Source organism: Bacillus pretiosus (assembly GCF_051294775.1).
Taxonomy (GTDB): domain Bacteria; phylum Bacillota; class Bacilli; order Bacillales; family Bacillaceae_G; genus Bacillus_A; species Bacillus_A wiedmannii.
This window is the reverse complement of record NZ_JBPPHF010000002.1, coordinates 1,254,092-1,276,580: the sequence shown is the minus strand read 5'-3', so window position 1 is coordinate 1,276,580 and position 22,489 is coordinate 1,254,092. Positions and strand designations below refer to the sequence as shown.

Below are 22,489 nucleotides of genomic sequence, written 5' to 3'. Positions count from 1 at the left end.
GCTCTCTGCACCGAGTTTACTTAATAAAAGTCGCATCATACTTATCACTTTGCAGCACTTGGAAATGTAAGTTCGCTAAATGTTTCCGTATTTCTGCACTGTCGTCCTCATTTAAATTATTTGCTAAAAACACTATTTCTGTACAATTCCCGCGTTTATCCATCGCATAAACTGCTTTTGTAACTGTCCATGGCGTATAGCCATTTTTTTGCCCTGCATGTCTAAATGTTTTACGATATTTTTTAGCACTCATATCTGTTTCAACGATATTCGCCCACACTTTTTCTTCGGCCTCTGTTAGGCCACCTTTATGATTTGCCTTTTGAAGCAGTACCATATAATCGTTTGCAGAAGCTGCTGGTAATCGATCTGACCAAATTTTATCGTAACGTTCCTCTAAATAAAGAGGAATTTCCTTCTGTAATAATGGTCCCTTCTTCTTTAAGCGTTCATGTATAATCATCGCATATTCACGATATTGCTCTTGAGACATCTCTTTTAACTTTTTCTCTATTTTATATTTCGGAACATGTAATTCTTTATGCAAATATCCAGGGATGTATAAAGATGAAACAATCGGAAATAGCGGCTGATGTGCTGGAAGCGATAAACTTTGTAAATTACGATTAATATTATCTAATCCTAACACTTCCATCAAATATTCAGCATTCGCATTCGAACTAAACTTAACCATTCCTTTTGCCACTTCTTCTAAAGAAACTGCCCCTTCTGTTATCTTGTCTGTCTTTTGCAAATACCTTTGCCATCTATCTTGTGCACCGCCATCTGTATTCGGCACATAATAACGATTTATATCATTAATGGAAACGAAACTAGACGGATCAATTTTCCCTTCCGTAACTTGTTTCGTATATTCAAGCGCCACAATTAACTTCATCGTACTAGCAACTGGCAATACAACATTTGGATTTACAGAATAAACAACTTTATCATTTCTCTTCACGAGAAGCGCACTATTTTTTTCATCTTTATGTTCTTCAATAAAGGATGCGATATACTGTGCATCATCATTATTTGAACTCCACACTTTTTTCACTAAAAAATTACCCGATATTAGCAAAACGAAAATACCCACAATCACTGCGCATACTATAGTTTTTTTCAAGTAAAATTCCTCTCCTATTGTATAACTCTTCTCTATCTATCTCTTTCAAACAAAATAATGGAGATGATTATTTTAGTAATCATCTCCATTATTTTAACTTGTATTCTCCTATTATGTCTACGTCATAATTTTCACGAAGTCTTCGAGAAATTTTTTATAATGTAATGACCAACCAATTCGCACCCAATTCTTTAAGGATTTTGCATCAGGTTGTGGACGAAAATCAGCAATACTTTCTCCTTTTGCAATCCCTACTGTATCTACATCGACACGGCGGTATACATAGTCCAAAATAGACGGATTCGCCGCAACCATCATTGTGACAACGTCATGCACTGGACTTCCTTTTATTTTCGGATTTAGCTTTCTATAAGCTTTATAATAATACGTAAAAATCGGTTCAATTAATTTATTAAAATTCGTTTTAGAATGTTTCGTAATGTAATTCACCATCTCTGGCGTAATAATTGCTTCAGATGTAACGTTAAGTGGCACTAATGTCACATTCTTGGCGTTTTGCATAACTAATTGTGACGCAATCGGATCACCATGAAAATTCGCCTCTGCAACTGGTGTAACATTTCCAGGCATTAAGAAAGAACCACCCATTATATAATATTCTTTCACATACTTCATCATCGGCTTTTGCAAAATAAACGCTGTCGCAAGTGTCGTTGACCTGCCAGCATCGACAATGATTAATTCTCCTTTATATTTTTCAAGAATATCAAAAAACTCACAAAAAGGCTTTATATTCGGAGAAAGATTTTTCGGAGGACGAATTGGTCCTAAACCTTCTGCCCCGTGAATTTCCGGATAGTATGTTGTAATATCTCCAGATAAAGGAATCTTCGCACCATTAATAACCGGTATATCTTCCCTTCCTGCTAATTGTAATAAATATGCTGCATTACTCGTCGCCTTTTCTTGCGTTACATTTCCATATCCCGTTACTACGCCGACAATATCAATATCAGGATGCAACAATCCATACATAATTGCTAAAGAGTCATCAATTCCTGGGTCTCCCAAAAATAATACTTTTTTCATCGACCTCAACTCCATCCCCTCAATTGTTATTAATTTATGAATAACCTTACATATACAGAATAAAAAAGAATAAATTCACACAAAAAAACGTAGTCCTCTATAAGGACTACGTTCTTCCTCTAACCTATACTGTTTTTCTTCACAGCACTCATACTTCCAATGATATAAGCTATAAACGCAAAACAAATTGGGAAGACAACTGTATGTATACCGAACGGATTTGGATAGAAAAGATGAATACACATATATGAGCCTACCCCAACTAAAATAGAGGCAAGCGCTCCTGTTGCATTTCCTTTTCTCCAATATAACCCTAATACGATTGGCCAAATGAATGCTGCTTCTAACCCACCGAAAGAAAATAAATTTAACCATATTAAAAAATCTGGTGGTTTAATTGCTGCTGCATAAACGAGCAGCCCTACGATACCAGTAATCCACAAACTTCCTTTTCTAATCGTACTGTCTGCTGCATCTTTATTTATGTAATTTACGTATATGTCTTTAATAATTGATGAACTTACAAGTAACAATAACGAGTTTACTGTAGACATAATTGCTGCCATTGGCGCAGCTAAGAAAACTCCAGCTAGCCAAGGTGGCAACACTTCCATCGCGAGTAGCGGCATGACTTTATCCGGTACCGTTATACCCGGAAGTACGACTCGCGCAAATACACCTGTTAAATGCATACCAATCATAATTGTACCTACAACAACCGTTCCAATTATTAACGCTTGGTGCATAGCTTTTGAATTTTTATAAGACATGGCACGCACGCTAATTTGCGGTAACCCAACAACACCAATTCCAATTAAAATCCAAAATGATGTCACATATGATTTCGTTAAACTACCATCCGCTCCGAATGGTGTAATTAAATTTGGATTGATTTGAATAAGCTCCTGCATAATCTTTTCAATTCCACCACCAGCAATGACAGTAGCAATTAAAATGATTGTCGTTCCAACTAACATAATGATTCCTAATAACGTATCTGATAAAGCAACTGCACGAAATCCACCAATTAATACGTACACAAGTACAGAAAAAGTAAATAAAAATAGTGCTGTTGTATAAGATAGACCCGTTAGTGATTCAATTAATCGGCCACCACCGACCCATTGAGCTACTGTTGCTGAAAATAAGAAGATAATAATACATAACGCAGAAAGTATAACAACTGCTTTATTATTGTATCTTCCCTTTAAATAATCGATAAGAGTAATGGCTTCCATCTTCCTAGCGATAATTGCAAACTTTTTACCGATAACCGTTAAAACGATATACCCTGTTACAACTTGAATCGCAGATAATAATACCCATCCGAGGCCCATATTGTACGCAATACCTGGACCACCAATAAAGCTACTAGCACTACCGTACGTAGCAATCATTGTCATCGCTAATAATAAACCGCCAAGTTCACGCCCACCAAGAAAATATTCTTGTAAAAATTTATTATTAGCAGTCGCTTGTACGCGTCTTGAAGCATATACACCAATTAAAAATACAACGATAAACGAAATTATCATTGGAATGATTACATACCAATTCATCTATTATTCCTCACTTTTTTCTTCCTCATCGAGTGAAATATCTTGAAATACAAAACGAACAACTAAACTAAGTAAAATAACCATAACGATAAATCCAACGATACAGCTATAAAAAAACCATGCTGGAAAACCGAATACATATGTATATTCACTTGGATTTTTACTACCAAGCCCATAAGCAAATCCGTACCATATTATAAAATTGATAATAGCAAGTCCAAGACCAATTAACGCTTCTCTATGGGCAATTCGAAAGCGTGGATCATCATGATAATTCTTCATTTTCTCCCTCCTCTCACGATGTATTATTGTACCATTGTTCTTCTAGTTTTTCCTACTAGAAAGCAAAAACAAGCAGGATTTTTTATAATCATATAGAAGTTTCTCTTACATTACATATTTTTTACAATTGTAACACAAATGAAATTTGAATTTTCAGCATTTGTTAATTATGATTAAAATTAGAGGCTTTCCATCTAGTTCCCACATCCTTGATTTCGGAATAAACGCCGTCTCGTACTGCGTTTACATTATATTTTCAAGGGGGTTATACAATGAGTCAACTAGCTGTAAATCTTCATGAAAAGGTAGAAAAGTTTCTTCAAGGTACAAAAAAGTTATATGTGAATGGATCTTTCATTGAAAGCGCTTCCGGAAAAACATTTAAAACACCTAACCCAGCAACCGGCGAAACACTTGCCGTCGTTTCTGAGGCTGGTCGAGAAGATATTCATAAAGCTGTCGTTGCAGCTCGCATGGCTTTCGACGAAGGTCCTTGGTCTCGCATGAGCACTGCTGAGCGAAGCCGTCTTATGTACAAGTTAGCTGATTTAATGGAAGAACATAAAGAAGAGCTTGCACAGCTCGAAACATTAGATAACGGAAAGCCAATCCGTGAAACAATGGCAGCAGACATACCACTTGCAATTGAACATATGCGCTATTATGCTGGCTGGGCTACGAAAATCGTTGGTCAAACAATTCCTGTTTCTGGTAATTACTTTAACTATACACGCCATGAGGCTGTTGGTGTCGTCGGTCAAATTATTCCTTGGAACTTCCCACTTCTTATGGCAATGTGGAAAATGGGAGCAGCGCTTGCTACAGGATGTACAATCGTTTTAAAACCTGCAGAGCAAACTCCACTATCCGCTCTATACTTAGCTGAATTAATTGAAGAAGCTGGATTCCCGAAAGGTGTTATTAATATCGTTCCTGGATTCGGTGAATCAGCTGGACAAGCTCTCGTTAATCATCCACTCGTTGATAAAATTGCATTTACTGGTTCTACTCCAGTCGGTAAACAAATTATGCGACAAGCATCTGAATCATTAAAACGCGTTACACTTGAGTTAGGCGGTAAATCACCAAATATCATCTTGCCAGATGCTGATTTATCTCGCGCGATTCCTGGTGCACTTTCTGGTGTTATGTTTAACCAAGGACAAGTATGCTCTGCTGGATCACGTTTATTTGTTCCGAAGAAAATGTATGATAATGTCATGGCTGATCTCGTCCTCTATTCTAAAAAACTAAATCAAGGTGTCGGTCTTAACCCTGAAACAACAATCGGTCCTCTCGTTTCCGAAGAACAACAAAAACGTGTAATGGGCTACATTGAAAAAGGGATTGAAGAAGGCGCTGAAGTACTTTGCGGAGGAGGCAATCCATTCGATCAAGGCTACTTCGTTTCTCCTACAGTATTCGCTGACGTAAATGACGAAATGACGATCGCAAAAGAAGAAATTTTCGGTCCAGTTATTTCTGCAATACCTTTTAACGATATTGATGAAGTAATTGAACGTGCAAATAAATCACAATTCGGCTTAGCGGCTGGTGTGTGGACAGAAAACGTTAAAACAGCACATTATGTTGCAAGTAAAGTACGTGCTGGTACAGTATGGGTAAACTGTTATAACGTCTTTGATGCAGCATCTCCATTCGGAGGATTTAAACAATCTGGTCTTGGTCGTGAAATGGGATCTTACGCATTAAATAACTATACAGAAGTGAAGAGTGTTTGGCTCAACTTAAATTAACGAAAAAAGAACCTGACCTATCCGGTCAGGTTCTTTTCATTATGTATTCATTTAAACTTGCAATCCCCCGCTCACATTTAATACTTCTCCTGTAATATAGGATGCGTACTCTGATGCTAAAAAGGCCGCTGCGTTCGCAATATCTTCTGGCGTTCCAATTCTACCAACCGGAATCGCGCCAACCATCTTTTCTTTCACTTTATCTGGTATCGTTTTTGTCATATCTGTATCCATAAATCCTGGGCAAATCGCGTTACACGTAATGCCGAAACTTCCAACTTCTTTCGCTGCCGTTTTCGTTAAACCTACAACGCCTGCCTTCGTAGCCGCATAATTCGCTTGACCTATGTTTCCTTCTCTACTAATTGAAGATATGTTAATAATGCGTCCATACCCTTGTTGTCTCATGTAAAGAAGTGCTGGCTGCATACAATAAAAAACACCTGTTAAATTTACTTGCAGTACTTGTTCCCATTCCGGTTTCTCCATTTTATGTAACATAGCATCTCGCGTAATTCCTGCATTATTTACTAAAATGTGCAGTGTACCAAATGTTTGGACAGCGTATTCAATTAAGGACTTCGCATCATTTTGATTACTCACATCACAACGATACTGCTTCACTTCATATCCTTCATCTGATAACTCACGTGTCGTTTTTTGTAGCTTCTCTTCATTTACATCGCTAATTAATACTTTAGCCCCTAGTTTTGCATAAACCCTTGCAATCTCTTTTCCAATTCCCTGTGCAGCTCCTGTTACTACAGCTGTTTTCCCATTTAAAAACTCCATCCCTATCCCCCATTTCTATTACTTATACTGTATATTTCGGCTCTTTGCTTCCCAATTCCTCTTTGTATAAAAAAGTCTATTTGTGTCAAACTAACTTTGCAACGTCGCATAAAACACAAGGAGATTGTGTCGAATGAACAAAAAAAATTTCAAGCAAAACAAAGCTGCTGATGGCATTGATGTTGAGTTCTCTCGTGAACTCGCTGACCACGATGACTTAGAAGCAAACACACGTGCAAATGCCGCTGATGCACGTCAAAAACGCCAGTCAATAGAAAAATAAGGAACGCACAACCTTATTCTTTTCAACAGGGACCTACTACCCAATAAAATAAACCGAGAGATATCCTCTCGGTTTATTTTCTATATTTTTTTATATAATGTGCCAAAGTAAGTAGCGGATATATATATGCATAGCTATGATAACGAATATAAAACCCACCTGGTAAACCTGTTCCGGTAGGATAGTGTTCATTATCATCAGGATTCGCAAGCAAATATGAAATACCTTTTCGAATAGCTGGTGTTTCTTCATCATGGTAAAAAATGAGAGCATCTAACGCCCATGCTGTTTGGGATGGTGTACTAAATGGTAAAGTAACGAACCTTTTTTCCACGCTACTGTGGCACGATTCCCCCCACCCACCATCTTCATGCTGTATATGTTCCAGCCATAAAGCTGCTCTTTTCATTGATGGATTGCTAGATGGAATTCCGAGTGACCGTAAACCAGTCATAACAGCCCACGTACCATATATATAACAAATCCCCCATTTCCCATACCATGATCCATTTTCCTCTTGCACATTCATTAACCAATTTATCGCACTTTGTTTTTGTTTCTCAGGCAATTCATTTTGCGCGTATGTCCCGAAAAGCTCTAACACTCTTCCTGTAATATCTGGTGTGGACGGATCTGTAATCATATCGCTTGCATTTTCGATTGGTAAATTTGCTAATAAATTGCTCGTCACACCTTTTTCAAACGCTCCCCAGCCACCATCATTATTTTGTAATCCTTTAACCCAATTGACCCCTTTCTTCCAAGCATTATCTACATTTTCGTTCCCTCTACTTCTTGCCAACGCTCTTAGCACAGCTGTTGTATCATCGACATCTGGAATTGTCGTATTCACATCCGAAAAACCCCAACCGCCTGGAGTCAGCGCCGGAGCATGTACGCTCCAATCAGCTTTTTTTGTATGCTGTTTTTTTAATACATACGCTGCTGCATGTTGAATCATCTTATTATCTTTCGAAGCGTGGGCCTCTTGTAACGTATAGCTGAGTAAAGCCGTATCCCATACAGTTGAAGGAGAATTTTGCAAATGATTCCCTCTTTCCATCTTCCATATATAAGATGTTATCCCTGCTATAGCTTTTTGAATCATTGATGATTGAAGAGAATGTCCTAACGCGAGTAAAGCATAAATCATATAAAATGAGGCAGTTGCGTAACTATATAACGTTCCATTTTCATCGATACGCTCTTTCATAAAACGTTCGACTTCCTCATATCCTTTATGGTGTAAAGAAAGTGGATACGATATGATTTGTTTTACATCACTTAATAACGTTTGAAACAACGGAGACCGCTCCTCCCGAAACCATTTCCCGCCCCCGCCTGCGATATGATTTAAATTTGGCAGTAACTTTTTTCCTACTCGAAATCTTTTATTTAAACACACCATCATCGGAATTAAATGGATACGTGCTGAGCTACTCAATTCAAATATACTGAGGGGTGAATCATTTTGCAGAAACATAATCGGTGTTGGCAAATGAAAGAGCGAAGGGTATTCATATTCTCCATGAATTGCTAATAAAAACTTCGTCATAAAATGAGCACGCGCCACGCCTCCACGTTCCTTAATAAACATTTCGGCTCGCCTCATATTCGCATCTTCTTTTGTATATTTTTTTGAAGCTAGTAAGGCAGCATAAGATTGAATTGTAGCAGATAAATTGCCACCCACTTCATCTTCATACAATTTCCATGTTCCTTCATTTGTTTGAAGTGATGCTAATCTTTTTACAAACGGTTCTATCTCTTTATCTCTACCTAATAATTTTAATAAAAAAATCATATGGCAATCTGTTAATGGTGCTCCTTCAAAGCAAAACTGCCACGTACCATCTTGCCGTTGCATCGTTTGAAGTGCAGTTGTTCTTCTCGCTATTTCTTCATGCACTTTTTCATATAATAACAAGTTACTCACCCACCCTTTCGAAATCCGTATAACGATATTCAAAAAGGTAGCTAAATATGTATGAAAACAAAGAAAAACAGAACATATAAAATGTTCTGCTCATAAGCAATATCCCACTCCGACAATAATCCCTACTAAAGCACCGACTACTACTTCATACGGTGTATGCCCGACAAGTTCATTTAACTTCTTATATTCTGTTTGTCTACCGTGAAAGAACTCATTCAATATTTTCGCTTGTTTACTAACTGCAAGTCTTACTCCTGAAGCATCATACATAACAATTATTGCAAAGATAGCAGCAATAGCAAATAAGGTACTTTCCACACCTTCTACAACGCCAACACCTGTCGCAAGTGCTGTAACAGTTGAAGCATGAGAACTCGGCATCCCACCTGAAGCGAAAAACTTTGCAAAATCAAATTCACCCGTTTTGAATAATTTAAAGACTACTTTCGTTAATTGTGCTAGAAACCATGAAATTACAGCGGCCATAAGCGGATCATTATGTAAAATTGTTTCCACGTTCTCAGCTCCCTACTGACTATAATGGAAATCTATATAGTATCAGTATAAAGAAAAATGCGTAGAAAATACTACGCATTATGATACTTTTGCTGATTTATTTTTTATAAATTTCGGTTGTTTCTGCACTAAAAACTTTGTTTTCGCTATTGAAAACACAAATAATGCAACCCATATACAGAAAAATGCCATCATATGAGTAGATGTGAAATGTTCACCAAATACGAATACACCTAAAATTAAACTAATCGTTGGTGCAATATATTGTAAAAATCCTACCATATAAAGCGGAATAAGTTGTGCTCCTTTTGCAAAATAAAAAAGTGGTAAAGCTGTAACAATGCCCGCTCCTATTAATAGTAACGTCGATGACATGGAAATAGATCCAAATGAACCGAATCCATGCGCTCCTGTCATAACGAGATAGATAATCGCAAACGGCGTCACTAACATCGTTTCCATCGTAAGACCAATTGTCGCATCATAGTTTAACAATTTTTTTGTTAATCCATATAATCCAAATGAAAAGGCAAGTGATAAAGAAACCCACGGAATAGATCCGAAACGGACTGTTAAAATGATAACCCCTATTCCAGCTAAACCAACTGCAACATATTGCCAAAAGTTTAACTTTTCCTTTAAAACGACTGTACCAAGTAAAATACTAATAAGCGGATTAATATAATATCCAAGACTTGCTTCAATGACATGATTATGATTAACGGCCCATATGTAGACAAACCAGTTTCCGCTAATCAAGACTGAAGCTATTGTTAATGACATTAATAATTTAGGTCGTTTAAAAAGATTCACGAACTCCCCAATAAACTGACGAAACCTCTTCGTGACACCTAACACAAGTAACATAAAAACGAACGCCCAAACGATGCGGTGTGCTAATATTTCATCTGCTGGAACTTCCTCAACCCATTTCCAATAGATTGGTAGGATTCCCCACATAGTATAAGCACCAGCCGCATATATAATTCCTTTTTTTTGCTGTGCTGATTGACTCCCCATCTTCCCTTTTCTCCTCTTCTCATTTTTCTCCATTATACGGTCCCGCATGCTCACTTTACCAATAATCAATCTGCAATTCTTTCGACATTTCTCATACAGCAAAAAGTAAACATACTGTTATAACGACAAGTAACGGTATACCGAAAACAAATTTCTTTTTATGTGTTTTATGGTGAAACATATACATACCAATCCAAGCACCAACTGCGCCTCCAGCTACCGCTGATAAAAACAACGTACTTTCTGGCGTTCTCCACTGTTTCTTCTTCGCTTTTCGTTTATCAAGCCCCATAAGGCTAAAAGCTATAACGTTAATAATAATAAAATAAATCCATTTCATCGCTTTCTCTCCCTATGAAAAATTCGCTTAATGGTAACATGAAAAAACGATGGAAACAACTGAAGAACACTTTTTATTAATTGGTTACCTTTATATTTAAATAACCAACTAAAATCGCAGTTACAGCAATTAAATAGAAAGATATTATGAGCAGAATCTTATATTGCATTCCCTTCATCCACTACCATATCATCGAAAAAACTTCTTTCAATCTCTTTTTCATCAAAATGAAGAACTACAATTAGTCCTACATATAAAGAAACGAAATTTAGAAACCATTCCCCATTATCATCTTTCTTAGCTAAACATTTAAATATCTCTTGAAATTGCATACGTTCATCTGCAGCAACAACCGGGCGCACACCAAAATATTTCAATACGAAATGTAGGTTCAGCTGCACGGATAATGATAAAATATATTTTAATATCTCCTTATACTCCGCACTATCTTTTTGACTATACAACTTCACAAGCTTTTGATGTAAAGTAGAAATCGATAATTCTTCGTTAGTCACTTTAGTTGCTTCTATCGTTTCAATCATCTTTTTCATCTTCATTACATTCACCCCTTCTGCAAAAAAACAAAAGCCAAAGCGTATTTATTTTATAATCAGCAATAATTGAGTATTTCTCATCTCTCGTTCTTCTTCACTAACCAAATCATACTTTTTTAAAAGATGAAAGATATCATTTAATATTTCCTGTGAATGATTCCCTCGCAAAAATACCTTTAACTCTTTAAAAATCACTTCCGGTAAAAAACTCTTTTGACTTTCAAGTTTACTCATTACATCTTCCATAGAATGATCGATATTACACGCCATACTAAACTTCCCCCTCTATCCTCTATAAATAATATCCTCCGTTAACGATGTAAACACTTCTCCTACAAGAGACTCTTCATCATATACAGATGAACCGTTATTTTCTTCTCGTCTTGCAAAAGGTATTTGTGCAATCACTTCTGTTTGCAATTGTTCTGCAAGCATTTCGCCGCCTCCTTTTCCGAAGAGATAATTTTTCGATCCATCTTGTTCTTCATAATAAGCCATATTTTCTACAATTCCTAAAATCTCATGTTTCGTATGTTTTGCCATAACACCTACTCTAGATGCTACGAATGAAGCTACGTTGTGTGGTGTTGTAACGATAATTTCTTGCGCCTGCGGGATCATTGCTGCAACATCAATAGCTACATCTCCTGTGCCAGGTGGTAAATCAAGAAGTAAATAATCTAATTCTCCCCAGTGCGTATTCGCAAGGAAGTTTTGAATCCATTTATTTAACATCGGTCCGCGCCACATAACCGGGTTATTTCCTTCTGCAAAAAATCCCATCGACATAATTTTTACACCGTGACTTACAACCGGAATTGCCGTTTGATCAATCATCGTCGGTTTTTGATTCGTTTCCATCATAGCCGGAATGCTAAAACCATATATATCTGCATCTAATATCCCCACTTTTTTTCCCATACGAGCTAAAGCAGTTGCAAGGTTAATTGTCACTGTTGATTTTCCAACTCCACCTTTACCGCTCGTTACAGTAATAAATCGTACCCCTGAATCAAGGCGAAGCATGCTCGGCATTCCAGTTTCTGTTCTACTATTTTTCTTTAACTTCTCTGTTAGCGCAGCTCGTTCTTCTTGTGTCATAGAACCAAATGTCAAATCTACTTTAGATGCACCAATTTCCTGAAGAGACTCTTCCACATCTTGTTGAATTTTTGCCTTTAATGGACAACCTTGAATCGTTAGCACTACTTCAAGTTTAACCTCTGTTCCATTCATTTGTATATTTCTAACCATATTTAATTCTACAATACTTTTGTGTAACTCCGGATCCTCTACATGTTTTAATGCGTTCATTATTTGTTCTTGAGTAATCATAGAACTCATCCCTTCTCGTATTCGAATTTATATACAACATCTTCTTGGCGAAAAAGCTTATTATCCCCCACTAACGGGCGGGATTAATGCGACTATATCTCCAGCTTTTATCATCTCTTCATCCGTTACAAATTCTTCATTAACAGCCACCATCACTCTATCAAGCGATTGTAAGCAATAGCTTGATTTGAGCCATTCTTTTAATTGCTGCACTGTCATTTCTTGTTTTTCTGAAATTATTAATTGATCCGATCCGATTTCCTCACGCAAATTTGCGAACAATAAAATTGTAATCATCTTCTCATTCTTCCTTCTTCGGTTTTCCTTCTGGATATGCCGTATTTTCAAGTTGATCTCCAATCCACATCGTCCCATCTTCCCAAAATTCTTTTTTCCAAATTGGGACGATTTGTTTTATACGTTCAATCGCGTATTCATTCGCTTCATACGCTACTTTACGATGCGGTGCTGAAACTGCAATAACGACCGCAATATCCATGATTTCTAGCCGCCCTACACGGTGCTTAATTGCTACTTTTGCGTCCGGCCATTTCCCGTTAATTTCTTCACCAATTTTTGTAAGTTGTTTTACTGCCATCGGTTTATATGCTTCATACTCTAAATGTAACGTTCGTTTTCCTTTTGTTAATTCTCTCACCGTACCAATAAATGTTGTAATTGCACCTGCTTCTCTTCTTGCGACTTTATTCGTTACTTCTTCAACTACAATCGTTATATCTACAATCTCAAATAGCGCTTGTCCCATTAGAAACACCTCTCACTTTATAAAATGCCCAAGGCCATTCACTACCTTCTTTATCTTCCAGCAAAAGAACATCTACGAACATATCTTTTTTATAACCTCTCGTACCACCTGGAAGTACAATAAATATATTTGTCTCTGCTAGAGAAGAAACCGAGCTAGATTTATCAAACCCTGACGGATAAGCGATTAATTGCCCTTCGTTATATGTCAGTTTTGCTCGCACAAATCTGGTAAATGGATTTGGTTTTAGAAAATCTTCTCCTAATAACGCTTTTTCTCTTTTTACATGTGCTTTTTCACTAAACATATACGTCCGAATACAAGGTCTTACAAATAATTCAAATCCTACGTAACAAGCAGATGGATTTCCTGATAAACCAAATAATAACTTGCCATTTAATTGTGCTACAGTCGTAACACTACCTGGCCGCATTGCAACTTTATTGAAAAGAACCGATGCACCTAACTTTTCGTAAATAGCTGGTAAATAATCGTAATCCCCTACTGATACACCACCTGTTGTAATGAGCATATCCACTTGGCTTAACGCTTCTTTTACAGCTGTGAAGCATGTATGAAACTCATCGCTAAACTTCCCAAAATATTTTACTCTTCCGCCCGCTCTTCGAATTTGAGACAATATCATATACGTATTACTATTTCGGATTTTCCCTGGCTGTAATGAATCATTTACATCCAGTAATTCACTACCAGTCGCTAACAATCCAATTACAGGCTTTCTTGCCACTGGTACCTCACTATATCCGAACGTAGCAAGAAGAGCTGAAATACCTGGATGAATATATGATCCTTTTTTTGCAAGAACCGTTCCTTTACGAGCATCCTCACCTTGAAAAGAAATATTGTCACCCGTTTTGAATGATCGCTTCACTTCCATATAATTGTTGCCAGCTTCCTCATATTGACGAGTCAGCTCTAACATAACAACCGCATCACACCCATTCGGAATTTGCGCTCCCGTCATAATTCGAACCGCTTGAAACGGTCCTACTTTCTCGTGAAATATTGATCCCGCACCAATTTCACCAATTACTTCAAACACAATTGGTGTTTCATAACTTGCTACATTCGTATCTTCTGCTCTAATAGCAAATCCGTCATACGGTGAACGATTGAATGAAGGTACGTCATGGTCAGCTATTAAATCCTCCGCTAATATACGTCCGTAAGCTAATTCAATAGGTAGTAACTCCTTTAATCCCTCATTAGCAAATCCCATTACTTTACGAACAGCTTCTTCAACCGTAATTGGCACTCTTCTTTCCATTATTGACAACCCTTTCTATTAACCGAATACGCGATAATATAATTGTTTCGCTTTCGAAATATCATTTGTACCATGAATGAAAACACGACCATCTCGAAAAATAACGACGCGGTAATCATCTAGTTGGCAAGATAGTAAATACGGATTCCGATCTACTTCCCCCAATTTTTTTAATACTTTTTCTATATCGTCAAAATCGTACTTCCTATTTTCTACCGGCCTAATTTGCACTGTATTTCTTCCGCATAAAACAGCCACCTTCGTTTGGTTTTCGTATGATAAATAAGGATAAGTTCGATTCAAACCGCACGAGGGACAATCTTCTGTTTTGCTTTTCCCTAGTTTTATAAAATGGTTTTGATTACTCCATATATCAAACATGAAAAATGTTTTTCTAATTGCTGAGAAATCTCCGACTAAAATTTTGAGTGCTTCCGCCACTTGATATGCTGCGACGATTTGAACAGTCGGGCTAATAATTCCAGCGGTATCACATGTCACACCTGTAACAGGAACGTTCTTCAGCACACAATGTAAACACGGTGTCTCTTGCGGAATAACCGTATAACTCATACCGTACGATCCAACGCAAGAACCATATACCCATGGAATATTATGTTTTTGTGATAAATCATTGATTACAAATCGAATATCAAAATTATCTGTTGCATCAATTATTACATCTACATTTTTTAATAGCTCTTCCATATTTTCTGCAACTGCATCCATTACGAAAGCATGCATTTGTACTTCCGAATTAATTTGTTCTAGCCGGTCTTTAGCAGCAATTGCTTTCGGCATTTTCTTTCTCGCATCTTGTTCAGAGTACAATTGTTGCCTTTGTAAATTACTCCATTCAACGTAGTCACGATCGATAATCGTCAACTTGCCAATACCTGCACGTACGAAACATTCAGCACTCGCACTTCCTAATGCGCCTGCTCCTACAATTAACACATGTTTATTCCGAATTTTTTCTTGCCCTCTACTCCCAATTGGTTTGAACAACTGTTGTCGTGAATACCGCTCAGCCATTACATATCCTTCCTCTCACGAACTCTATTTCATATTAGAATGTTGTTTTTGATAACAAGCAAAATAAGCAAATCCAACAAATCCAGCTCCCCCAATTACATTTCCGATAAAAACAGGAACAAAATTTCTAGCAAGATCCATCCACGTCAGATGACCTGCAAAAATAACTGCTGAAATAACAAACATATTTGCTACCACTTGCTGAAATCCAATCACTACAAATGCCATAATCGGAATCCAAATTCCGATTATTTTCCCGACAAAATCACTCGTCCCATAAGCGAGCCAAAGCGCAAGACAAACGAGCCAATTACAACCAATTGCTAAAATTAAAGTTCTCCCAAATGATTCATGTAATTTCCCTTCCGCTATCGCTACCGTTTTATTTAAATAATCTCCCTCTGTTAATCCGCCAAGATGACCGAAACAATACGCAACAAAAATAGCTCCCACGAAATTCATGAAAGTAATCCAAACCCAATTATTTAGTACACTTACCAATGTAATTTTCTTTGCATAAAGCGCCATAGAAAGTGACATCATATTTCCGGTAATTAATTCTCCTCCTGCTAATACGACGAGCATTAATCCAACAGGGAAAACCGCTCCTCCTAAAACATTGACTAAACTACCCCAGCGCTCAGGTAAATTACCTAAAACACGAATATTAAGCAAAAAACCTAACGAAATAAACGCTCCTCCTAAAAAACCGAGAATAAGCATTGCTGGCAACGTCTGACTTACTTTTTGAACACCGGCCTCAATTACAAGCTCAGCAATTTGTTCCGGTTTATGAAATGCCATTACCAATTCCTCCATTTTCTCCAAATAAAAAAGCAGCTTCAAAAAACCTCCTCAAAATAAAGGTTTTTGAATGCTGCTTAATTTCTCTGCACATCTTTTACAGAGATATCAATCATCACTTTTACTATAAAATAGAAAATCTACAAACGTTGCATACTTTCCATTTTGTATATACTTCCTCAAAGCGTCACTCTTATATATTAACCACCAATATGTGACATTTCAATTTTAGGCGATCTTTTTTTACTTGTATGACTTAAGCGTTCATCTGAATAACGATCTTCTCGGTTGTTCCATATATCACGTACGATATCTATTATTTCCTCGTCAGTGTATCCAAATCGAAGTAGTTCTCTCAAGTCATTTCCTTTAGAAGCAAACAAACAAGTATATAATTTTCCTTCTGCAGAAATACGTGCTCTCGTACATGATGAACAGAAGGAATCTGTTACTGATGAAATAATACCTATTTCTTCATCACTTCCAATATAACGATAGCGAGTCGCAACTTCACCTACATAATTCGCTTCTATCCGTTCTAATGGCATAACTTGATGAATGGCATCTACTATTTCTTGTTTCGAGACAACCTCTTTTAACTCCCAACCGTTATAATTTCCAACGTCCATATACTCAATAAACCGAAGAATATGCTTATTTTCCTTAAAGTATTGCGCCATCTGCAAGATGTCTTGTTCGTTTTTTCCTTTTTGAACGACCATGTTTATTTTAATTTTCATACCAACTTCAGCTGCAGCCTGTATTCCTTCCAGAACCCTTTGCACTTTGCTTCTATTACCATTCAAATAGAAAAACCGATCTTCTTCTAAGGAATCTAAACTAACTGTCACACGTGATAAACCCGCCTTATATAAATCAGGAGCAAACTTTTTCAGTAGCGATCCATTGGTTGTTAAACCGATATCCTCCACACCCTCTATTTTATTAAGGCGCTCAATAAGCTGCGGAAGTCCTCTTCGAAGTAACGGTTCTCCGCCCGTAATTCGTAACTTTCTTACACCTAAAGAAACAAAAATACGTGTTATCCTTTCAATCTCATCAAAAGATAAAATTTTATCATTAGACAAAAACGAATAATCAGGACCAAATATTTCTTCTGGCATACAATAACGACAGCGGAAATTACAGCGATCAGTAACAGAAATACGTAAATCCTTTAAAGGTCGTTGTAGTTTGTCTAATGTGACAGATTTCATATTTATTGCCTCACTTTTACTTATTTTATATTTATAACACGCTCTGGATGCGTATATACATTTAAGGATTGATTCCGAATAAACCCTATCGTAGTAATACCTAATTCTTCTGCTAGCTGCAAAGCCAATTCGGTTGGAGCTGATTTTGACAATATAATTTCACAACCGATCTTTGCAACTTTCAATAATATTTCCGAAGAAATACGACCACTAAATACAATGACTTTATCTTTTATAGAAATATTATTTTTTAAGCAATAACCGTAAATTTTATCTAATGCATTATGTCTACCGATATCCATTCGGCTTAAAATAATGCCATTCACATCACACAAAGATGCATTATGAACGCCACCTGTATGTTGAAATGTCTCTGCAGATTGCTGCATTTCTTTCATTAATCGAAAGCAGTCTTCTGCAGCAACCTGTACATGGACACCATTCATTTTTTTAGCGCTTAGTGCATCATTTGCAAAAACAAACCCTTGTCTACTCATACCACAGCATGAAGTAATATAACGTTTATTTTGCATTTGTTCGTAATACGGATTCACTTTTTTCGTTGTGACATGTACAAATCCTTCTTTCTCTTGTACCCATATGTCATCAATATCTTCATACTTCCGAATGATTCCTTCAGATGCTAAAAAGCCTATTACCATATCTTCTATATATTCTGGAGTACTAACCATTGTAACAAACTCCTGTCCGTTCATTTTAATCGTGACAGGAAACTCTGTTACAATACTGTCCTCTATATGTTTAAACGCCCCTTGTTCATAACGAAAGATTTCTCTTTCTACCTGTATCGGTTTCACGATCAGTATCCTTCTCTCACGTTATATTTTTATCAAAAACAAATACCGAAACTGCAATATCTTCTTCTACTTTCATATCTGAAAATAAATTCACTAATTTCGCTCCAACAAGTTCCTCCAAATGTTCACGGGAATTCGCAGCATACACTTCTTGAATCATTTTCGTTCTAGCCATATGAACCATTTCCGCACCGTCCATCGTACTTGAAATGAATTTTTCAGTAGGTGTTAAGTTTCCGTAAAGGGTCGCAATCGCCATATTTTCAGCAAAAACAGTATGAATTCGTTCTGGTCCTTTTCCGAAAAGTTCCTTTCGAAGTTTTCGTATCATATCATTAAATTCATGTACTTTTTTTGACATACAATTATACCTCCCAAAAATCCTCATTTTACTTTATTATATATTTTACCAAAATGACCCTTCCGCCCAAAATATTTCGTACAAACATTTGGGCGAAAAGATTCACTTCATGAAGATTATTCGTCTTTTAACCCTTTACCCATACCTTTTAAGAAATGAAGCCCAAACCCTATAGCACGGTTAATATCTGGGTCTTTCAATACTTTCATAAGGTCAAATACCCCTACTTTTTTATTACTCTCTAGATGTTCATTACCTTCTTCTAACCCTACTAATAAGCTACCTATAAGCTTTTTCGTAAGTTCTGGATCAAGTTCTGTTAAAGCACCCGCAGCACCCATCATATTATTAATTAAATTCGTAACAGGCTCACGAGTCACTTGGCCAAGTACAATCTTTGCGATCGGTTCTTTCGCCTTTAACATAGAATTTGCAGCTTCTAGCATTCCGATGTCATTTAATTCCCCAACAATATTAAACATTTGATTTAAAGCCTCTTCATTATTAGCTAGAAGCTCTTTTAAATCATCTAATTTTTGCTGTTTTATTTCTTCCTCATTTAATTCTTGTTTTTGAATCACTTTTATAGGTGTAGCCATATTTTTCTCCTCCTACTTATCCGTTAAATGCACATACCCTGGACGTGCCCACTTACGATTTACCTCAATACCAGCTTGAGGATGACGTTTTTTGTTACGCGGGTTCGCTTTTGGCATCGGATTTGCGCCATCAACTTCTAGCACTTCCATACGCACTTTCGTTTGTTTATAAGCAGGTGTGTTCGTACGTATGTCCACAGCAGGACCTGTTAAGAAATTAATTGCTGTTTCATTATCTGTAGAGTTCATCGGTAAATATAGCTCATTTTCTTTTACACGGTCTGTTACAAGTGCACGTAATTTTAATGCTCCAAAAGGAGAAACAAGACGAACTAATGAACCTGTTTTCACTCCACGTTCTTTTGCAAGTGCTGGAGAAACTTCTACAAACACACCAGGTACTTTCGTTTGAATACCTGTTGATTTATTTGTCATATTCCCTTCATGGAAATGCTCAAGCATACGACCGTTATTAATGTGAAGATCGAACTCCGCTGGGAATTCAGCTGGACGTACCCAGTCAGCAATCGCAAAACGAGCTCTTTTATCTGGGAAGTTAAATCCATCTTGGAACAGAAGTGGTGTATTCGTTCCATCAAAACTTCCCCAATGGAAACTATTCCACCCTTCAAGTACTTCATAGTTTGCTTGTGAGAATAGTGGTGATAAACTTGCCATTTCAGCAAAAATTTCACTTGGATGGCTATAATTCCAGTTTGCACCTAATTTATTCGCAATCTCCTGCACAATCCACCAATCTGGCTTCGCATCTCCAAGCGTAGGAAGAACTTGATACAATCTTTGTACACGACGCTCTGTATTTGTGAAAGTACCTTCTTTCTCAAGAGACGGTGCTGCCGGTAATACAACATCTGCATATTGAGCAGTTTTAGATAAGAAAACGTCTTGTACAACGAAGAAATCAAGGCTTGATAACACTTCATGTACGTGGTTCGCATTAGAGTCTACAAGAGCCATATCCTCTCCGACAAGATACATAGCTTTCATTTTCCCTTCATCAATTGCGTGAAGCATTTCAATATTATTAAGACCTGGTTCACTATTAATTTTCACTCCGTAAGCCATTTCAAATTTCGCACGTTCCATATCGTTAGTAACGTGCTGATATCCAGGAAGCCATCCTGGTAAAGTACCCATATCACAAGCACCTTGTACGTTATTATGACCTCGAAGTGGATATGCACCAGCACCTGGACGACGATAATTACCTGTTGCAAGCAGTAAGTTTGAAATCGCAGCGGAAGTATCCGATCCACCTGTATTTTGCGTTACTCCCATACCCCAAAGGATACATGTACCATCTGCATCACGAATCATTTCAGCCATTTGAATAAGTATTTCTTTTGAAATACCAGTCATTTCTTCTGCATATTCAAGTGTATATTCTGTAAGACTCTCTTTAAAATCTTCAAAGAAGTTTACATTCTCATCAATAAATCGTTGATCGTGCCAGCCTTGGTCAATCATATATTTCGTAACAGCCATTAACCATACTTGATCTGTTCCTTGTTTTGGACTAATAAAAACGTCTGAACGCTCTGCCATTTCTGTTTTACGAAGATCAGCCACAATTAATTTTTGTCCGTGTAATTTATGCGCACGTTTAATACGTGTAGCTAAAACAGGATGACCTTCTGTCGGATTACAACCTACAATAATAACAAGACCGGATTTTGCGATATCTTTAATCGTTCCAGCATCTCCGCCCATACCAATTGTACGGAATAATCCGTCTGTCGCTGGCGATTGACAATAACGTGAGCAGTTATCAATATTATTCGTTTCAAATACTTGTCGAGCTAATTTCTGAATTACATAATTGTCTTCATTCGTAATTTTAGATGAAGAAATAAAGCCGACAGCATCTTTACCGTATTCTTCTTTAATAGATCCTAATTTACTTGCAACTACATTTAGTGCTTCTTCCCATGTAGATTCAACAAACGTTCCATTTTTACGAATTAAAGGTTTCGTAATTCTTTCTTTAGAATTTACGAAATCCCAACCGAATTTTCCTTTTACACAAGTAGAAATTGCGTTAACTGGCGCATCAGAAGAAGGCTGTACTTTAAGGATTTTATGCCCTTTCGTCCACACTTCAAATGAACAACCTACACCACAAAATGTACATACTGTTTTCGTTTTCTTCGTACGAGTATCACGCATAGCCGCTTCCACTTCTGATACCGCAAAAATGCCGCTATATCCAGGCTCAACTTCTTTAATTAAATCTACCATCGGTTCAAGAATATCTGGTTTTAATCCCGTCATAAATCCAGCTTCACCGAGCATCGTTTTCTCCATTAAAGCATTACAAGGACAAATGGTTACACATTGACCACAGCTCACGCATGAAGAATCATTAATATTTACTCCTTCATCCCAAATAACTCGTGGACGTTCCGCTTCCCATTCTATTGATAACGTTTCATTTACTTGTAAGTTTTGACAAACCTCCACACATTGACCGCATGCAATACATTGGTTAGGATCGTAGCGATAAAACGGATGCGTCATATCAACTTCACTTGCATCTACTTTTGGTTCATAAGGATATTTTTGATGTTCAATCTCCATTAATTCTGCTGTATTATGCAGTTTACAGTTCCCATTGTTGTTGTCACATACTGTACAGTATAATAAATGATTTTCTAGTAACCGATCCATTGCCTCTGTTTGTGCTTCTTTGGCATGAGCAGAATTACGTTCAATGTTCATACCTTCTGTCACTACTGCCGAACAAGAGCGCACTAACTTCCCGTCAACCTCTACAATACAAGTGTCACATGTTTGAATAGGATCTACTTCTGGCACGTAACAAATTTGCGGATGTTCAATCCCGTTCTCATTAATAACACCCAATATCGTTGAACCAGGCTCCGCTGTATACTTTTTTCCGTCAATTGTAATATGAACCATGTTGTTATTCATGGTCTTTCCCCCTTTTTGAGAATAAAAAAACTCCACCACGAAAATATACGCACCACATTTCGGCACGTTATTATCATGGTGGAGTAGTTTATTAGCACA

General features: G+C 37.1%; 24 protein-coding genes. 2 read left to right on the top strand and 22 right to left on the bottom strand.

The window, feature by feature from the left end:
• Nucleotides 1-16: 16 nt before the first annotated feature.
• The 4 genes from ACSG5Z_RS14845 to ACSG5Z_RS14830 form a co-directional block, all read right to left on the bottom strand.
• On the bottom strand, nucleotides 17-1,126 hold the full coding sequence (locus ACSG5Z_RS14845; RefSeq protein ID WP_087982182.1) for a serine hydrolase: 1,110 nt from the start codon (nucleotides 1,124-1,126) through the stop codon (nucleotides 17-19).
• A gap of 117 nt (nucleotides 1,127-1,243) precedes the next feature.
• A complete protein-coding gene (locus ACSG5Z_RS14840) occupies nucleotides 1,244-2,191 on the bottom strand; it encodes a nucleoside hydrolase (RefSeq protein ID WP_137035772.1) in 948 nt (315 codons plus the stop codon).
• A 104-nt stretch (nucleotides 2,192-2,295) separates the two neighbouring features.
• Nucleotides 2,296-3,735, bottom strand: coding sequence for a sodium/pantothenate symporter (gene panF, locus ACSG5Z_RS14835; protein WP_001104842.1), 1,440 nt, complete (start codon nucleotides 3,733-3,735; stop codon nucleotides 2,296-2,298).
• Between the two features lie 3 nt (nucleotides 3,736-3,738).
• Nucleotides 3,739-4,017 (bottom strand): YhdT family protein, encoded by a 279-nt coding sequence (locus ACSG5Z_RS14830; RefSeq protein ID WP_000800722.1) that lies wholly within the window; start codon nucleotides 4,015-4,017, stop codon nucleotides 3,739-3,741.
• 272 nt (nucleotides 4,018-4,289) lie between these two features.
• Between ACSG5Z_RS14830 and dhaS the strand changes: the two genes are divergently transcribed.
• Entirely contained in the window at nucleotides 4,290-5,774 is a 1,485-nt protein-coding gene (gene dhaS, locus ACSG5Z_RS14825; protein WP_046954598.1) for an aldehyde dehydrogenase DhaS, read from the top strand.
• 51 nt (nucleotides 5,775-5,825) lie between these two features.
• On the opposite strand, the gene fabG is transcribed toward dhaS, so the two are convergent.
• Nucleotides 5,826-6,566: a 3-oxoacyl-ACP reductase FabG gene (fabG, locus tag ACSG5Z_RS14820; protein ID WP_000395032.1), complete on the bottom strand. Its 741-nt coding sequence runs from the start codon at nucleotides 6,564-6,566 to the stop codon at nucleotides 5,826-5,828.
• Nucleotides 6,567-6,699: 133 nt separating this feature from the next.
• Between fabG and ACSG5Z_RS14815 the strand changes: the two genes are divergently transcribed.
• Nucleotides 6,700-6,849 carry a YfhD family protein gene (locus tag ACSG5Z_RS14815; RefSeq protein WP_137035771.1) on the top strand — a complete coding sequence of 50 codons (150 nt, stop codon included), beginning with the start codon at nucleotides 6,700-6,702 and terminating at the stop codon, nucleotides 6,847-6,849.
• Nucleotides 6,850-6,922: 73 nt separating this feature from the next.
• Here the strand turns inward: ACSG5Z_RS14815 and ACSG5Z_RS14810 are convergent, their stop codons facing one another.
• From ACSG5Z_RS14810 to fdhF, 17 genes are all read right to left on the bottom strand, one after another.
• Nucleotides 6,923-8,776 (bottom strand): terpene cyclase/mutase family protein, encoded by a 1,854-nt coding sequence (locus ACSG5Z_RS14810; protein WP_435711649.1) that lies wholly within the window; start codon nucleotides 8,774-8,776, stop codon nucleotides 6,923-6,925.
• A 99-nt stretch (nucleotides 8,777-8,875) separates the two neighbouring features.
• Complete coding sequence (locus tag ACSG5Z_RS14805; protein WP_000447816.1) at nucleotides 8,876-9,301, bottom strand: divergent PAP2 family protein; 426 nt, start codon at nucleotides 9,299-9,301, stop codon at nucleotides 8,876-8,878.
• Nucleotides 9,302-9,379: 78 nt separating this feature from the next.
• Complete coding sequence (gene rarD, locus ACSG5Z_RS14800; protein ID WP_000535553.1) at nucleotides 9,380-10,321, bottom strand: EamA family transporter RarD; 942 nt, start codon at nucleotides 10,319-10,321, stop codon at nucleotides 9,380-9,382.
• 91 nt (nucleotides 10,322-10,412) lie between these two features.
• Complete coding sequence (locus ACSG5Z_RS14795) at nucleotides 10,413-10,661, bottom strand: DUF1294 domain-containing protein (RefSeq protein WP_000871331.1); 249 nt, start codon at nucleotides 10,659-10,661, stop codon at nucleotides 10,413-10,415.
• A 158-nt stretch (nucleotides 10,662-10,819) separates the two neighbouring features.
• The gene (locus ACSG5Z_RS14790) at nucleotides 10,820-11,218 is read right to left on the bottom strand and encodes a hypothetical protein (protein WP_435711648.1); all 399 of its coding nucleotides are present in this window, start codon (nucleotides 11,216-11,218) and stop codon (nucleotides 10,820-10,822) included.
• A 42-nt stretch (nucleotides 11,219-11,260) separates the two neighbouring features.
• Nucleotides 11,261-11,485 (bottom strand): hypothetical protein, encoded by a 225-nt coding sequence (locus ACSG5Z_RS14785; protein WP_060487359.1) that lies wholly within the window; start codon nucleotides 11,483-11,485, stop codon nucleotides 11,261-11,263.
• A gap of 15 nt (nucleotides 11,486-11,500) precedes the next feature.
• Nucleotides 11,501-12,550: a P-loop NTPase gene (locus tag ACSG5Z_RS14780; RefSeq protein WP_435711647.1), complete on the bottom strand. Its 1,050-nt coding sequence runs from the start codon at nucleotides 12,548-12,550 to the stop codon at nucleotides 11,501-11,503.
• A gap of 60 nt (nucleotides 12,551-12,610) precedes the next feature.
• Nucleotides 12,611-12,847, bottom strand: coding sequence for a molybdopterin converting factor subunit 1 (moaD, locus tag ACSG5Z_RS14775; protein WP_435711646.1), 237 nt, complete (start codon nucleotides 12,845-12,847; stop codon nucleotides 12,611-12,613).
• Nucleotides 12,848-12,851: 4 nt separating this feature from the next.
• Nucleotides 12,852-13,316, bottom strand: a complete 465-nt coding sequence (moaE, locus tag ACSG5Z_RS14770) for a molybdopterin synthase catalytic subunit MoaE (RefSeq protein ID WP_435711645.1) — start codon at nucleotides 13,314-13,316, stop codon at nucleotides 12,852-12,854.
• Nucleotides 13,297-14,604 carry a molybdopterin molybdotransferase MoeA gene (moeA, locus tag ACSG5Z_RS14765; protein WP_435711644.1) on the bottom strand — a complete coding sequence of 436 codons (1,308 nt, stop codon included), beginning with the start codon at nucleotides 14,602-14,604 and terminating at the stop codon, nucleotides 13,297-13,299. Before moeA ends, moaE begins: the two co-directional genes overlap by 20 nt.
• Nucleotides 14,605-14,622: 18 nt before the next feature.
• Nucleotides 14,623-15,639 (bottom strand): molybdopterin-synthase adenylyltransferase MoeB, encoded by a 1,017-nt coding sequence (locus ACSG5Z_RS14760; RefSeq protein ID WP_097858303.1) that lies wholly within the window; start codon nucleotides 15,637-15,639, stop codon nucleotides 14,623-14,625.
• A gap of 24 nt (nucleotides 15,640-15,663) precedes the next feature.
• Entirely contained in the window at nucleotides 15,664-16,443 is a 780-nt protein-coding gene (locus ACSG5Z_RS14755; protein ID WP_033656377.1) for a formate channel, read from the bottom strand.
• Nucleotides 16,444-16,643: 200 nt separating this feature from the next.
• Nucleotides 16,644-17,660: a GTP 3',8-cyclase MoaA gene (moaA, locus tag ACSG5Z_RS14750; protein ID WP_223811595.1), complete on the bottom strand. Its 1,017-nt coding sequence runs from the start codon at nucleotides 17,658-17,660 to the stop codon at nucleotides 16,644-16,646.
• Between the two features lie 20 nt (nucleotides 17,661-17,680).
• Nucleotides 17,681-18,478, bottom strand: a complete 798-nt coding sequence (gene fdhD, locus ACSG5Z_RS14745; protein ID WP_075311558.1) for a formate dehydrogenase accessory sulfurtransferase FdhD — start codon at nucleotides 18,476-18,478, stop codon at nucleotides 17,681-17,683.
• 16 nt (nucleotides 18,479-18,494) lie between these two features.
• Entirely contained in the window at nucleotides 18,495-18,839 is a 345-nt protein-coding gene (locus ACSG5Z_RS14740) for a Na-translocating system protein MpsC family protein (protein ID WP_000039582.1), read from the bottom strand.
• 116 nt (nucleotides 18,840-18,955) lie between these two features.
• Nucleotides 18,956-19,438 (bottom strand): helical membrane plugin domain-containing protein, encoded by a 483-nt coding sequence (locus tag ACSG5Z_RS14735; RefSeq protein ID WP_435711643.1) that lies wholly within the window; start codon nucleotides 19,436-19,438, stop codon nucleotides 18,956-18,958.
• Between the two features lie 12 nt (nucleotides 19,439-19,450).
• Complete coding sequence (gene fdhF, locus ACSG5Z_RS14730; RefSeq protein WP_435711642.1) at nucleotides 19,451-22,390, bottom strand: formate dehydrogenase subunit alpha; 2,940 nt, start codon at nucleotides 22,388-22,390, stop codon at nucleotides 19,451-19,453.
• Nucleotides 22,391-22,489 lie beyond the last annotated feature (99 nt).